This window comes from Tessaracoccus massiliensis, from assembly GCF_000826065.2.
Lineage (GTDB): Bacteria > Actinomycetota > Actinomycetes > Propionibacteriales > Propionibacteriaceae > Arachnia > Arachnia massiliensis_A.
Window position 1 is genome coordinate 1 of sequence record NZ_LN623536.1, and the last position, 14422, is coordinate 14422.

At 68.5% G+C, this 14422-nt stretch carries 14 protein-coding genes, 1 tRNA gene and 1 pseudogene; 11 read left to right on the plus strand and 5 right to left on the minus strand.

Annotation, left to right across the window (positions count from 1 at the left end):
• Positions 1-443, minus strand: a pseudogene (locus tag BN1186_RS00175) (IS1380 family transposase); the annotation flags it as partial.
• 264 nt (positions 444-707) lie between these two features.
• Here BN1186_RS00175 and murI point away from each other — a divergent pair.
• The 7 genes from murI to BN1186_RS00210 all read left to right on the plus strand — a co-directional run bounded on the left by murI (position 708) and on the right by BN1186_RS00210 (position 6325).
• A complete protein-coding gene (gene murI, locus BN1186_RS00180; RefSeq protein WP_342777350.1) occupies positions 708-1520 on the plus strand; it encodes a glutamate racemase in 813 nt (270 codons plus the stop codon).
• A gap of 194 nt (positions 1521-1714) precedes the next feature.
• Entirely contained in the window at positions 1715-2434 is a 720-nt protein-coding gene (gene rph, locus BN1186_RS00185) for a ribonuclease PH (protein ID WP_040281396.1), read from the plus strand.
• Positions 2431-3036, plus strand: a complete 606-nt coding sequence (rdgB, locus tag BN1186_RS00190; RefSeq protein ID WP_040281398.1) for an RdgB/HAM1 family non-canonical purine NTP pyrophosphatase — start codon at positions 2431-2433, stop codon at positions 3034-3036. The genes rph and rdgB overlap by 4 nt, the downstream gene beginning before the upstream one ends.
• A gap of 1 nt (position 3037) precedes the next feature.
• A complete protein-coding gene (locus BN1186_RS00195) occupies positions 3038-3850 on the plus strand; it encodes a thymidylate synthase (protein WP_040281400.1) in 813 nt (270 codons plus the stop codon).
• 26 nt (positions 3851-3876) lie between these two features.
• Positions 3877-4491 (plus strand): DUF1707 SHOCT-like domain-containing protein, encoded by a 615-nt coding sequence (locus BN1186_RS00200; protein ID WP_139650690.1) that lies wholly within the window; start codon positions 3877-3879, stop codon positions 4489-4491.
• Positions 4488-4970: a dihydrofolate reductase gene (locus BN1186_RS00205; protein WP_040281404.1), complete on the plus strand. Its 483-nt coding sequence runs from the start codon at positions 4488-4490 to the stop codon at positions 4968-4970. Before BN1186_RS00200 ends, BN1186_RS00205 begins: the two co-directional genes overlap by 4 nt.
• Positions 4967-6325, plus strand: coding sequence for a DNA polymerase IV (locus BN1186_RS00210; RefSeq protein ID WP_040281406.1), 1359 nt, complete (start codon positions 4967-4969; stop codon positions 6323-6325). The genes BN1186_RS00205 and BN1186_RS00210 overlap by 4 nt, the downstream gene beginning before the upstream one ends.
• On the opposite strand, the gene BN1186_RS00215 is transcribed toward BN1186_RS00210, so the two are convergent.
• Positions 6301-7584, minus strand: a complete 1284-nt coding sequence (locus BN1186_RS00215) for a DUF2254 domain-containing protein (RefSeq protein WP_040281408.1) — start codon at positions 7582-7584, stop codon at positions 6301-6303. The genes BN1186_RS00210 and BN1186_RS00215 overlap by 25 nt on opposite strands.
• 95 nt (positions 7585-7679) lie before the next feature.
• Here BN1186_RS00215 and thpR point away from each other — a divergent pair, with 95 nt between their 5' ends.
• The 4 genes from thpR to BN1186_RS00235 all read left to right on the plus strand — a co-directional run bounded on the left by thpR (position 7680) and on the right by BN1186_RS00235 (position 10366).
• Positions 7680-8264 (plus strand): RNA 2',3'-cyclic phosphodiesterase, encoded by a 585-nt coding sequence (gene thpR / locus BN1186_RS00220; protein WP_040281410.1) that lies wholly within the window; start codon positions 7680-7682, stop codon positions 8262-8264.
• Positions 8265-8278: 14 nt separating this feature from the next.
• Positions 8279-8363, plus strand: a tRNA-Leu gene (locus tag BN1186_RS00225).
• Positions 8364-8503: 140 nt separating this feature from the next.
• Positions 8504-9733 (plus strand): tyrosine-type recombinase/integrase, encoded by a 1230-nt coding sequence (locus tag BN1186_RS00230; RefSeq protein WP_180348982.1) that lies wholly within the window; start codon positions 8504-8506, stop codon positions 9731-9733.
• Positions 9734-9853: 120 nt separating this feature from the next.
• Positions 9854-10366 (plus strand): HNH endonuclease, encoded by a 513-nt coding sequence (locus BN1186_RS00235; protein ID WP_180348983.1) that lies wholly within the window; start codon positions 9854-9856, stop codon positions 10364-10366.
• 216 nt (positions 10367-10582) lie between these two features.
• On the opposite strand, the gene BN1186_RS00240 is transcribed toward BN1186_RS00235, so the two are convergent.
• The 3 genes from BN1186_RS00240 to BN1186_RS00250 are packed head-to-tail and all read right to left on the minus strand — an operon-like array spanning position 10583 to position 14139.
• Positions 10583-13090 (minus strand): polysaccharide deacetylase family protein, encoded by a 2508-nt coding sequence (locus BN1186_RS00240; RefSeq protein ID WP_040281417.1) that lies wholly within the window; start codon positions 13088-13090, stop codon positions 10583-10585.
• 9 nt (positions 13091-13099) lie between these two features.
• Positions 13100-13408 carry a hypothetical protein gene (locus BN1186_RS00245; protein WP_040281419.1) on the minus strand — a complete coding sequence of 103 codons (309 nt, stop codon included), beginning with the start codon at positions 13406-13408 and terminating at the stop codon, positions 13100-13102.
• Complete coding sequence (locus BN1186_RS00250; protein ID WP_052459593.1) at positions 13408-14139, minus strand: hypothetical protein; 732 nt, start codon at positions 14137-14139, stop codon at positions 13408-13410. Before BN1186_RS00250 ends, BN1186_RS00245 begins: the two co-directional genes overlap by 1 nt.
• Positions 14140-14422 lie beyond the last annotated feature (283 nt).

The following is a 14422-nucleotide window of genomic DNA, read 5'->3' on the forward strand; positions in this document are numbered from 1 at the left end:
ATCACCGGGCCAGTGGTATCACTACTGATCGTGGCCAACTGGATGTTGAGCCCCAACTGGCGGGTATGGCCGTAGCGGGCGGCTTGTTTCTGGTAACCGTGGACCTCACGGATCGTGTCATCGATATCGATCATCGTGAGCCCTTCGACCGCGACCATCCCCGTGGCCTGACCCAGCCGGCCCAGCAGACGGCTGTTGACTGCCTGGAGTTGGGCCGCGGTCCCGGCCGTGGCTGAGCGTAGGAACGTGCCATACGTCGATGGTGCCCGCACCCCGTCAAACAGTTGTGTCATGGCCCCATGCCGCAGCATGTTGAGGTCATCGATACTGTCCGCGCCTGCCAGCATCCCGGCGATCACCCCGGCAGCCTTCAACGCATCGGTCGACGTCCTCGCCGTGAGATGCTCGACCAACAGGTCATGGAGCCCGGCCTGCTGCGCCAACCTCATCACCGGAACCAGCCCCGCTACCCCGACCAGCGACGCGTCATCGTGGCCCCGGCGAAGAATGTGAGATGCTTTCATCTAAGAAATGCCTTTTGTTCTTGGTAGATGTGCGTTGTGGAAAACCCCATTTTCCCAAGTCAAAAGGCATTTCGCCTGCAACGCCGCACCACAGAACCCCACCACCACCGGTGGATCAAGGCTGAGCGTCGCCTGGCTCGCAAGCTCGCAGGGCAACGCTCAGGGAGCGTACACTCGCTGCCTGTGACCAGTCAGATCGAGCGACCCATCGGCGTCTTCGACTCGGGGTTCGGTGGCCTCACCGTGCTGCGATCGCTGGTTGAGCAGCTTCCCAACGAGGACTTCGTCTACCTCGGCGACACCGCCCGCGCCCCCTACGGGCCCCGCTCTATCGCGGAGGTGCGGCGGTTCGCGTTGCAGGGCCTCGACCACCTCGTCAGCGGGGGGGTCAAGGCGCTGGTCATCGCCTGCAACTCCGCGTCGTCGGCGGTGCTGCGCGACGCGCGCGAGCGCTACGACGTACCCATCACCGAGGTGGTGCTGCCGGCGGCGAGCCGCGCCGTCGCCGCCACCCGCAACGGCCGGGTGGGGGTGATCGCCACGCAGTCGACGGTGAACTCGCGCTCCTACGAGGACGCGTTCGCCATCGCGCCCCACATCACGCTGACGGCGCAGGCCTGCCCGCGTTTCGTCGAGTTCGTGGAGGCGGGGGTGACCGGCGGCGACGAGTTGCTCAGCGTCGCGGAGGAGTACCTGGCGCCTATCAAGAAGGCGCAGGCGGACACGCTCATCCTCGGTTGTACCCACTACCCGCTGCTGCAGGGCGTGATCGGCTACGTGCTGGGTACGGGGGTGACGCTCGTGTCGTCGTCCGAGGCGTGCGCGCAGTCGACCTACTCGCAGCTCATGCAGGCGGGCCTGTTGCGGCACCAGCCCCGCGAGGCGGTGCGCACCTTCCTCACCACGGGAGACGCCACCGATTTCCAGGGAATTGGGCGTAGATTGTTGGGTGGTTTCGTCACCGACGCCACCGTCGTGGACATCGACAAGGAGTGAGACATGTGCCAGAAAGTGACCTGTGACAAGTGCGGTAAGCCCACCTGGCAGGGCTGCGGCGAACACATCGAGCAGGCACTGGCCGGCGTGCCCGTGCCCGAGCGCTGCACCTGCCCCCGCTGACGTTTCCTGAGCCGGGCGCCCGCGCCCGGTCGAAGGACGCCACACGACCCGACCCCGCTAAGTTGGAGCCCATGACCCGCATCGATGGCCGTAACCCTGATCAACTGCGCGAGGTGCGCATCACCCGCAACTGGCTCGACCACGCCGAAGGCTCCGTCCTCGTCGAGTTCGGGCGCACCCGCGTGCTCGTGGCGGCCTCCGTCACCGTCGGCGTGCCGCGTTGGCGTACCGGCTCCGGGCTCGGCTGGGTGACCGCCGAGTACGCGATGCTGCCACGCGCCACCCACACCCGTTCGGACCGCGAATCCATCAAGGGCAAGATCGGGGGCCGCACGCACGAGATCTCCCGCCTCATCGGGCGCTCGCTGCGCGCCGTCGTCGACTACAAGGCCCTCGGCGAGAACACCATCGTGCTCGACTGCGACGTGCTGCAGGCCGACGGCGGCACCCGCACCGCGGCGATCACCGGCGCCTACGTGGCGCTGGCCGACGCTGTCGAGCACCTCCGAGGGTTGAAGGCGCTGAAGGGCGAGCCGCTCACGGATTCGGTGGCGGCAGTCTCCGTCGGCTACAACGCCGAGGGCACCGCGCTGCTGGACCTCTGCTACGAGGAGGACGTGGCCGCGGAGACCGACATGAACATCGTGATGACCGGCTCCGGCCGGTTCGTCGAGGTGCAGGGCACCGCCGAGGGCGTGCCCTTCAGCCGCGACGAACTCAACGCCCTGGTGGACCTGGGCGCCGCCGGCTGCGCCGAGCTCACCCGCATCCAGCGGGAGGCCCTGGCGTGACCAGGCCCGAACGCGTGGTGCTGGCCACCAACAACCCGAAGAAGCTGAAGGAACTGCGGCGGATCCTCGAGGCCGCCGGGCTCGAGATCGAGGTGCTGGGGCTGCGCGACGTCGACAGGTACCCGGAGCCGGAGGAGACCGAGCGCACGTTCGAGGGCAACGCGTTCCTCAAGGCGGAGGCGGCGATGCGCGCCACCGGGCTGCTCGCCGTCGCCGACGATTCGGGCCTGGAGGTGGACGAGCTCAATGGCATGCCCGGGGTGCGCTCCGCCCGTTGGGCCGGGCCGGCCTGCGATGACGACGACAACAACGCGCTCCTGCTGGCCCAACTCGACGGCGTGCCCGCCGAGCGTCGCACCGCACGTTTCGTGTGCGCGTTGGCGATGGTCTCGCCCGACGGGGAGCGCCGCGTGTGGCACGGCCGGATGCCCGGCAGCATCACCGATCAGCCCGCCGGCGACAACGGCTTCGGCTACGACCCGCTGTTCGTACCGGCCGGCATGACCATGACGTCGGGCGAACTCACCCCGGACGAAAAGGACTCGATCTCGCACCGCGGCATCGCCGTGCGCGCCTTCGTGAACTACCTCAAGGAGCTGTGACGTGCGGCAGTACCACGACCTCCTGCACCACATCATGGACAACGGCGTCGACAAGTCCGACCGCACCGGCACGGGCACCCGCTCCGTGTTCGGCCACCAGATGCGCTTCGACCTGCGCGAGGGCTTCCCGCTGCTGACCACGAAGAAGGTGCACACCCGTTCGGTGTTCGGCGAGCTCCTGTGGTTCCTGCGCGGCGACACCACCATCGGGTGGCTGCACGAGAACCGGATCACGATCTGGGACGAGTGGGCAGACGAGAACGGCGACCTGGGGCCCGTGTACGGCTACCAGTGGCGCTCCTGGCCCACGCCGTCGGGGGAGAGTGTCGACCAGATCGCCAAGGTGATCGAGTCGCTGAAGCACAACCCCGATTCGCGCCGGCACATCGTCTCCGCGTGGAACGTGGCGGATATCGACGACATGGCGCTGCCGCCCTGCCACACCATGTTCCAGTTCTACGTGGCGCCGGCGGACGACGGCGGCCCGGGCGTGCTGAGCTGCCAGCTGTACCAACGCTCGGCCGACGTGTTCCTCGGTGTGCCGTTCAACATCGCCTCCTATGCGCTGCTGGTCCACCTCGTCGCGCAGGTCACCGGGCTGCGGGTGGGGGAGTTCGTGCACACCTTCGGTGACGCGCACATCTACTCCAACCACTTCGACCAGGTGGCCGAGCAGCTCTCCCGAGAGTTCCGCTCCCTGCCCACGCTGCGCCTCAACCCCGAGGTGCGCGAGATCGACGCGTTCGAGCTGGCTGACATCACCGTCGAGGGATACGACCCGTATCCCACCATCAAGGCACCCATCGCCGTGTGAGGCGCCCGCTGGGCTACCCTTCTGCCATGAGTGAACTTCGCGCCCACTTCCCCGAGCGCGACGCCTACCTCGACCGGTTGGCCCAGCACTACGCCGACGGACTGCTCGACGACGCCGGGTTCGAGGCGCGTCGCGACCTGCTGCTGCGGGCGACCACCCATGGCGAAATGCTCGGCGCCTTCGACGGGCTACCGAGACCCCGCTATGTAGGAGAGGGCGGTGGCGGCCGGCGCGGCATGGGCCGGCGCGGCCTGATCATCGGCGGGACCGTGGCCGCGGGCGCTGTTGTCCTGGCGGGCTCAGGGGCGGTCATCATGGGGCTCAACAGGGAGGCCCCGGTGGGGGAGCCGGTCGCTGCGGAGGATATGGCATGGGACGGGGAGCAGGTCCTGCTCGACCTCCCGGGGATGGACGAGACCATCGTCACCCTGCGGGAGCGGGGCCTCACCCTGTTGTCGGAGTTCACCGTGGACATGGCCGGTGTGCGGGGCGTGGCGATGTCGCCAAGGGCACCCGGTGAGCTGCGGACCTTCGAGAAGGACATGGACCGCCCGCTCATCGTGGCGGAGGGCGACGTGCGCACCGGCACCGTCACCTACGACCTGGATGACAACCTGATCGCATTGGAGGAGGGCTGGTGAGGATCGTCGCGATCGCGGCAGTGGCGGACAACGGGGTGATCGGCTCCGGCGAGGACATGCTGTGGCACATCCCGGCGGACTTCCGCCGGTTCAAGCAGGTCACCACCGGCAACACGCTGATCTTCGGCCGCAAGACCCACGAGCAGATCGGCCGCACGCTGCCGGACCGCCGCATCATCGTCGTGACCCGAGACGAGGACTGGGCCGACGATTCGGTGGAGGTGGCGCACTCGATCACCGAGGCGCTCGACCTGGCGGCGCAGACGCCCGAGAAGGTCTGCTACGTGGGCGGCGGCAGCCAGATCTACGAGGCCGCCTGGCCGTTCCTCACCGAGCTCGACATCACGCATGTGCACCAGGACCCGGAGGGCGCCGCGACGTTCCCGCTGATCTCGCAACGCGAATGGACCGAGATCAGCCGCGAGGTGCATGAGGGCTACGACTTCGCCCAGTACCGTCCCACCCCAGAGGATTCTTGAGTCGCCGCATCCTCCACCTCGACCTCGACGCGTTCTACGCGGCCGTCGAGCAGCGCGACAAGCCGTCGCTGCGGGGCAAGGCCGTCGTCGTCGGGGGATCCGGGCCGAGGGGAGTGGTGGCCACGGCGTCGTACGAGGCCAGGAAGTTCGGCGTGCGTTCCGCCATGTCCGGGGCCGAGGCCAAGCGCCGGGCGCCGCACGCCGCGTTCCTCGGCGGCAGATTCCCGGCCTACCACGCGTCGTCGAAGGTGGTGATGGACCTGCTGCGCGAGGTCTCACCGCTGGTGGAGCCGTTGAGCCTCGACGAGGCCTTCGTCGACCTCGCGCCCAGCGGCTGGGCCGACGAGGAACTCCCTGAGCGCGTCGAGTGGCTGCGCGCCGAACTCGAGCGACGCACCGAAGGCCTCACCGCATCGGTGGGCGTGGGCTCGGTGAAGTTCCTGGCCAAGCTGGCCAGCGAGGACGCCAAGCCCAACGGCTCCCGGGTGTTGAAGCCTGAGGAGGAGCTCGACTTCATCGCGCCCATGGCGGTGCGCGCCATTCCTGGCGTGGGCCCGGCCACCGAGCAGCGGCTGGTCGGCATCGGCTTGTACACCGTCGAGGACCTGCGCGGCGCTGATCGCCGGGAACTCATCCGGGAACTGGGGCAGGCCGCCGGCCACGGGCTCGCGGAACTCGCCTGGGGGCGCGACGACCGGCGGGTGGAGCCGCAGCGCGACCCGAAATCCATCTCCACCGAGGACACTTTCGCCGTCGACCTCACCGAGCGCGCCCACCTGGAACAGATCCTGCGCCGCGACGCAGCAGCCGTGGCGCGCCGGCTCACCAAGGCCGGGTTCTTCGCCCGCACCGTCACGCTGAAGGTGCGCTTCGGGGATTTCACCACCCGCACCATCGCCCGCAGCCTGGGCGGCGCCACCGATGACGCCGACGAGATCGCGGCCGCCGGCATCGCGTCGCTCACGGACGTCGACGTGCGCCCCGGAGTACGGCTGCTGGGCATCGGGGTGTCGAACTTCGTCACCGCCGCGCAGGAGCGGCTCTTCGACGACGGGCTCCTTGATGGCCCGGGCGAGCCCGCCGTCTCGAGCGACGAGATCACCGAGGAGCTGGACGTGCCGCTCAGCGGTGTGCGGGGGCGCGGCGGCTACTACCCGGGCTCAGACGTGGAACACGACGAGCACGGCCGCGGCTGGGTGTGGGGATCCGGCCTGGGCCGCGTGACGGTCCGGTTCGAGACCCGCCACAGTGGGCCTGGCAGGATCGCCACGTTCGCCGTCGACGACCCCGCACTGAAGTCCGTTGATCCCGAGCCCTTGATTCGGGGGCGTCAGGGTTGGGCCGGCGGGGTGTAGACCGTCTCGCGGCGGCTGGTGTCCACGTAGGCGCGCAACAATTCGTCGTCGCGGTCCTCGAGGTCGGCCTCCTTGAGGATGACGTCGACGTGGTGCTCCACCCGCGCGGCGACCTCCGGGTCCACCGCCGCCACCCGGATGCGGGCGGCCAGATCCACCAGCGCCTCCAGTACCACCCGGGTGGTCAGGGAGTAGGGGCGCACGTGATCGAAGGTCATGTCGACGATCTCTTCAATCGTGACGGGGCGCAGGTACAGCCGGGGCGCGCCGTGGCCGTCTACCAGCACGTTGGCGCTGTCCGGGCGGCCGACGGCGGTCAGCACGCCGGAGGCTACCTGCTGGATGGCGTTGACCGCGGTGTACGGGTCGTTGGTGCCGTTCGACATGGCACGCACCGCCAACTCGACCACCTGCTGCTGCGCGAAGCGCACGTCCTGGTCCGTGGTGCGGCTGGAGCCGGTGTGGATGTGATCGCGTAGTGCGGGCTCGATGTCCTCGGCGCGTTCCTCCGGCCACACCTGGGCGAGGGGTTCCCCCTTGACCACCTGGTCGCCGGTGCGTTTGAGGAGCCGCACGGACACGTCGCAGGTGGCGGCGTCGTCGGCGAGCATGGAGCGGTCGATGTGGGTGAGGTAGCCGCTGACCTTGGAGGTGAGGATGCCGCCGCCCTCGGTTGGGGCGTCGAAGCTGTCGTACTTGTCGTCTTCAGGGTCGAGCCAGTTGTGGCCCACGGCCCGCTCGAAGTCGTGGCGGGCGCCCTCCGCAATGGTTTCGACCTGTACGGAGTTGGCGATGTGGTGGATGAACCACACGAACAGGAAAACGTCGATGACGCCCAGGATGATCGCGGCGTTGACGGCGAGGTGGGGCACGAAGGCTGCGCCATCGTCGGTGGCGGAGCGGATGGTGCGCAGCACCAGCAGGGTGTAGACGAACGTGGCGGTGAGCACGCCCAACACCACCTGGTTGTCGCGGTTGCGCATGAAGTTGCGCACGAGGCGGGGCCCATAGGTGGTTGACGCCGTGCTGACCACCGAGATGGTGATGGAGAAAGCGGTACCAGCCACGCCCAGGAACGCGGCGACGGCGGAGAGCAGTGCGCGGGCGCCGTCGACGCCGGTGGCGAACAGGAAGTTGCGGATGAACGCGGGCAACTCCAGCGCAGCCTCGTCGGCCGCGACGAGGACCTGGGCCAGCACGATGGCCGCGCCGATGAACAGGGCGGGCACGAACCAGAACCTTTGGGGAATGCTGCGCATGAACGCTCGGAACCTACCCACTGACATCCCTTTCTTCGCCGTTGCCGAATGACGTTACCGCAGTGCGCCAGTGGCTCGCGCAGTAGCTTGGGGGTATGGCGAAGAGGATGTTCACGGCGGTGCTGCCCCCGCCCGGGATCGTGCAGGAGTTGGACAGCTATGTGGCGCCGCGGCGCGACGCTGATCCGGAGCTGCGCTGGACGCGCCCGGAAGGCTGGCACCTGACCACCGCGTTCATGGGGCAGGTTGCGCTGGGGCGCGATGAGTATCTGGAGGACAACCTGGCGGAGGTCGCGGCGCGGACCCGGCCTTTCGAGGTGCGCGTCGAGGGCGGGATCGCGTTCCCCAACCCCATGAAGGCCCGCGTGCTGGGGCTGGCCGTGCCGGTGGGGCACGACGAACTTGCGGCGCTGTCGTCCAGCTGCCGGGCGGCTGCTTCCAGGGCGGGGGTGGAGGCTGACGGCACCCGTTTCGTCGGGCACCTGACCCTCGCGCGGCACAGCCGGGACGTGCAGGCGACGAGATGGCTCACCGTGTTGGACGCCTTCCCCGGCTGGTCCTGGAGAGCGGAGGAACTGGTGCTGATCGAGTCGCGCAGTTCGGGGTATGGCTTCGGCTACGAGGTGGCTGCGCGGTTCCCGCTGGGCCAGCCGGTCGTCGATCCGTACGGAGACGGCTAGAATCTGTCTCGCTCGCGCGAGTGGTGGAATTGGTAGACACGCCAGATTTAGGTTCTGGTGCCTTCGGGCGTGAGGGTTCAAGTCCCTTCTCGCGTACCACGGGAGCGAAGCCCCTAGTCACAGCGGGTTTCGCTCCCTAAGTGCCCTACCCTCTCCGTCTGCCGCTAGTCGCTTAGCCTGTGCTAGGCGTATGCTGGGAATGGGTACACGAATGGGTACACGGTCCGATGGGGGCGATGATGGCTAGACGGAAGTACGAGATCCCGCACGGCGAGGGCAGCTTCTACCAGCGCGCAGACGGAAAATGGAGAGGGGTCATCGAGGTCGGCTGGACGGAGGCCGGCACCCGCAGGCGCAAAACCTTCACCGGCCGCGACAAGGATGAGGTTTTCGACCGCATGACAGCGGCACGTCGAGCGATGGCCCGCGGGGAGACGGTCGCCACCTCGGCGCCCACAGTGAGGGCGTGGTCGGACACATGGCTGGACCTGGCCCGCGATCACCTCACGCCCTCATCGCTCGAGCAGCACGCCTCACGTATCCGACGCTGGGTCATCCCGACGCTGGGCCGTAAGCGCATCGACCGGCTCACGCCCGGCGACCTGCGGGCCATGCAGGACGCTCTGGCCGACGCTCAGCGATCTCTGGCGACGCGCCGCGCCGTGCACTCCACGCTGATGACCCTGCTCCATGCGGCGGTGGCCGAGGGCCACGATGTGCCCCGGCCCGTGCTGGCCGTGCGTAAGCCGCCGACGGGCCCCTCTGGTCGCGATGCGATCCCACTGGAGCCCGCCCTGCGGCTGGTCGAGGTCGCCTCGCTGCAGCCGGACGCCTCGCGCTGGGTGGCCGCGCTGCTGCAGGGGATGCGGCAGGCCGAGTGCCTCGGCCTGACGTGGGATGCGGTGGACCTGGAGCGCGAGCAGATCGACGTGGGGTGGCAGCTGGTCAGCGTGCCGTACAGCGACCGGGCGAGGCGCAGGCATGACCTGCCGGAGGGCTGGGAGCATCGGCACCTGGAGGGGACGCGGTTCCTGGCGCGCCCGAAGTCCGCGGCCGGCGCGCGGGTGGTGCCGCTGGTGCCGTGGATGCGTGACGCGCTGGCCGCGTGGCGCGAGGCCGCGCCGGAGTCGCCCCACGGCTTGGTGTGGCCAGCGTCGACGGGCAGACCCATGGGTGTGGATGCGGATCGGCGGCGCTGGTACGGGCTGACCGATGCGGCGGAGGCGTGGAAGTCGCCGGGGGAGCGCGCCGCTGGCGGCGGATGGGACGTCGAGCCCGTCCGCTACAAGCTGCATGAGGCGCGCCACACTGCGGCATCGCTGCTGCTGGCCGGCGTGGATGTGCAGGTGGTGCAGGCGGTCATGGGCTGGTCGTCGGTCGCGATGGCACGGGTCTATCAGCATCCCGGTCGTGGGCAAGTTCTCACAGCATTGTCGCAGGTTGCGACTATTCTTGAGCTAGAACAGTAAAGCCCCCGCGACGGTTGCAGCCGCCCGGGGAGTGGCCGACTGATTGGAGTCGACATGTCAGATCGTACTTGCAGCATTGATGGCTGCGTCAAGCCCCCGAAGCGCCGTGGAATGTGCACGATGCACTACACGCGATGGGTTCGCACCGGTGACCCCGGCGAGGCTCAGCCGCGCTGCTTTCCTGACGGCCTGCCCGGTGCTGAGAGGTTCTCGCGCACACCAAAGGAGACGATGGCGAACGGGTGTATCGAGTGGCGCGGCGGGCTCTACGCCAACGGATACGGGCGGGTGACGCTGCCGAATCGCAAGCACGGATATGCGCACCGAATCGCTTGGGAGGTGGCGAACGGCGAGGTGATCCCAGAGGGCTTGTTCGTCCTTCATGCCTGCGACAATCCTCCGTGCGTGAACCCTGACCACCTCTCCGTTGGCACTCAGGCGGAGAACGTCAGGCAAGCGATTCAGCGGTCCCGGTTTCGCACTGCGAGCAAGCTCAGCACCGACGATGTGCGCGAACTTCGTCGGCGCTATGCGGCAGAGGAGAGCCAGAGGGAGCTCGGGCGCGAGTTTGGCGTGGACCAGTCCACCGTCTCGCAAATCATCACGGGACGCCGCCGGGGGAACGTTACTTAGCCGCGTCGCCGGAGTTGGCGCGAGAGGCGTTGTTGGCCTCTGCCAAGCGGCTACAACTGGAGCCGTGATGGAAAGCCAGCCCGGCGCGGGGATCGAGGGACGCAAAAGAGGCCCCGCCCACCGTGATGGTGTGCGGGGCCTCTGCCTTGTCGGGGCGTCCCGACGGCGGGGGCGGGTGTTAGGCGATGAGTTTCCATCCGGCGGCCTACGCGGTAGTCATAGTGCAATGGCGAGGGGGTCGGTCCAGTGGGCTGGGAATGCCCCGACGAAGCCGACATGCACGACGCCGGTGAAGGACGTAGTGGGGTGGGTGCGGACGGTCACGCGGGCCGTGGTCGCATGCGCTGGTGCGGTGAACGTCCCGGCCCGGAGCGTCGGGCCGCTGGTGGGCGCGTCGAGGGTGATGACCCCCTCCTCCGACGAGAGCACGTCGCCCACGTCGTTCTGGTAGTCGATGTCCACGACTACCGAGCCCGCCGTGCGGGTCGGGATGTGCGCGTTGATGTACAGCTTCCACGGCCCGGTCTCTGTGAGGTGCATGTGTTGGTAGAAGCCCCGGCCCGCCGCAGGGCGGCCGCCCACACTCACGGCGTAGTTGGACACGGCGTCGTCGCGGCGCACGAACCGGCCCCAGCCTTCACCACCGGCATGGGTCCACTGCCACGGCGCATCCCCCACCGGATGCTCCCCGAAGCTAGGGTCGGCGATCTGGTTGTGGACGCGCATCTGGTCCTGCGTGCCGACCGGGTATCCCTCGGCGTCGATCCACTCCACCACCCGCCGGAAAACGGCCTCTTGGAGGTGAAAGTGCAGCGGCGGGGTCGCGGACCCTTCGGTGATGCCGTGGAAGGCGACCACGGCGTGCTGGCCCCGCTCGAAACACGTCCTCACGTAGCGCTGCATCCGGGCGAAGTGCGCGTCGATCAGCTGCGTCGATGAGTTGATCGTCATCCAGCCCGTCATGAATGCAGGCTTGTCCCAGGGCATCTGGTTAGCGGTTTCGACGGTGACACCGACGAAGCGGAAGTTCTGGTAGAGCCACGCGTCGTATTTGGGGTAGCGGGTGCCGTTGGGGTAGGCGAAGCTTCGCGGGACGGGGAGCCCCATGTCGCTGATGTCGGTGATCGACGGCTTGACGAGTTGCGACCAGATCGGGAGTGGTTGCCAGTTGGCGGCGACGTGCTCACGGGTGTGGGACGCGATCTCCCAGCCGTAGTCCTCGTGCAGTGCGACTAGCTCGCCGGCGGTGAGGATCGGCAGGCTGTTGCGGATGCTGCCGAGCCACTCGGGGCCGGTGCCCACGTAGCCGGTGCCGCGATGGCCGTATTTCGCCATGATAGGGGCGGCAATCCTTAGGCATCCCTGGTAGCCGTCGTCGAAGCGGTAGACGACCATTGGGCCGGGATGCTGCCCACGCAGGGCCCGCTGCACGGGGCGGCGTCGCTCCCGCACATCCAGCGTCGCCACGGCTGCCGGCGCGGAGAGCCGCTCCTCGCCATGCAGGAAACCACCGTGGGCTTCGAGCACGGTGCGGTACACGTCGGTGCCGACCGGCTCGTTGCCTGCTCCGTAGGCGGCGGTGATGTCGATGACCATGGGGCGTCGGATGCGCAGAACCCTGCCCGCCGCGTCAGCAGCCGAGGCGTGCGCCGCGGCCACCGACAGTTGCACATTGGCGCCGTCGAGCGACGCGTCAGCGACGATCACACCATGCAGCACGTACCAGCGGCCGGCCTCCGGCTGATGCAGTGTCCGGCCCGACGAATTGTATCCCCGCAGGCCCACACTCGACGAACCCCGAATCAGCGACACATTGATGCCCGTGGTGTTGTCCGCGTCGGATAGTTCCGCTTCGACCGACACCCAGTAGCGGTGGCCCTTCTCGCCCGTGAAGCTGGAGCCGAAGGACTGGTAGGCGCTGTGGCTCGACGCCGCGCCGGAGGCCGTGGACGATAAGACGCCATCCGCAGAGGACAGGGTGGCGTTGATCCCGGCCCAATGGTTCAGCCCATCGGACCAATTCGCGTTGCGGATCAGCGACTGCCCTGTGTGTACGACGCGCGCGAAGTTCCCCGCAAGCTCGCGGAGCTGCTCGACGGCGGAGGTGGCGGCTGATGTGGCGGTAGCAGCGGACTCGGCTGCGGCGGTGGCCGATGTGGCGGCGGCGGACGCTGAGTCGGCAGCAGTGGAAGCCGCGTCGGCTGCCGTGTTGCCCGTCGCGTCGATAGTGGCCTGCAAGTCCGCAGCCGCTTGCAGCAGATCCCCGGACACCTCGATGGATTCGGTGACGCGTGCCACCCACTCCTCCACGACCGGGTTGCCGGGTGGGGCGATGATGAAGTCAGCGAGGTTGACCTCACTCTCAGACGGAGCGGGGAAGCTGACCTTGCCGCCTGACCATGAGCACGTCCATAGCCAGCCGGTGCGCGTCATCAGCGGATCATCGGTCGGCGCGAGGCGGATCGGGTGCCCGCCGTCCTTGGCGACGGCGAACCCCGCCTCGCCCACGACGGCGCGGAACGAACTCACGTCCACGATGATTTTGGCGCCCGTCGGGTCGTACACGAGTGGGCCGGTGATGGACGGGGTGAACGTCAACTCCGCCCCCACCGGGGCGATCCAGTCGGGGCGGTCGTCAGCGTCGGAGCCGTCGCCGTGGACCCGCGCGAAGCGGGCCACGACCAAGGCGCCGGGCATCTGCGGCCAGTCAGCATCGAGGGTCACGGGGGCCTCCTAGAGAGTTTCGGCAGCGCGTCGGGGTTCGAGCTCGCGGACCGTGGCACCCGTGGGCACCAGATCGTTGGCGGGACCGGCGACCACATCGGGGCCGATCAGGTGCTCCACGACCGTCTCGCGGGGCACGGTGGTCGTCCACAGCACCAGCGTGAGCACGATCCCGACGAAACCGGTGGCCGACACGATGGCGGCGATCTGCTCGCCGGTCAGGGTGACACCGAACGCGAGCGCCAGGCCGAGGATCGCGTTGACCCCGGCGATCAGCAGGCCGCCGATGGCGGACGAGCGGGTGGCGGTGGTGCTCATCACTGGCCCGCCTTGATCTCGATCACGGCGCCGTCCATCGCATCAGCGACAGCCTTACGCACCTCGCCCTTCAGGGCGTTGAGGTCGACGGTGGACACGCCCAGCTTCCCGAAAGCGTCGAGGAGGACGCGCGATTGGGCGTCGGTGGCGGCCTTGACGATGGTGGCGATGTCGGCGTTGCGGGCATTGAGCGCGGCGCGGCTGTAGGTGCCGTCGGCGATGGCTCGGAGCTGGTTGCGGATGTATTCGGTGTCGGACTTGATCGCGGCTGCGTCGGACATGGTGAGACCTCCTGTGGTCGGTGCGGGGGCTGGCTTGGGCGTGGGCTTGGGGGCGGATGAGACGGCGGACGCGATGCCCCACGGTCGGGTGTCCTGCTCTGCGGTCCGCGTCTGGAGGATGCTGACGTGCAAGTGCTTGTCGTGGGGATTGGAGCCGGTGTAGGCGCGAGGAATCCAGTTGCGGGAGCGTGAATAGATGATGCGCTCGTAGATGACGTAGTTGACGCGGGGGTCGCCGATCAGGCGATTGAGTACCAGCTTCATGTCGGGTCCGTCCTCGTCGAGGTCGAACGCGTTGACGGAGCCGCGCGAGTTGGGATTGTGGTCCGACTTGCGCGCGGAGTGGGCGGCGTCACCGATAGTGCCGTCCGAGCGCTTGTCGCGGTTCGGCCAGCGGGCGTTGATCTCCGATCGGAGCCTGACCAGAGATGGGGCGAGGTGCCAGGACATGATGGCCTCCTAGGGGTTGTCGATGGGTCCGCGGGGACGGACGGGCCGGGCAGGGGTGGGCATATGCAGGGGGTGGCCCACGACGGGCGGGTCGGTGGAGGGGGGCGCATCCCACCCTCGATCCAGTCGTGGACGGTCACGGCGTGCTCGACGGCGATGCGCAGCTGGTCCCACAGCGCGTCCATCTCGCGTTCGCGGGTGGCGCGCTCCTGCGCCATCTGGTCACGCAGCCGGGCGATGTCCTCGCGCATCGCGGCGAGCAGGTCGGACTGCATGCCCACGA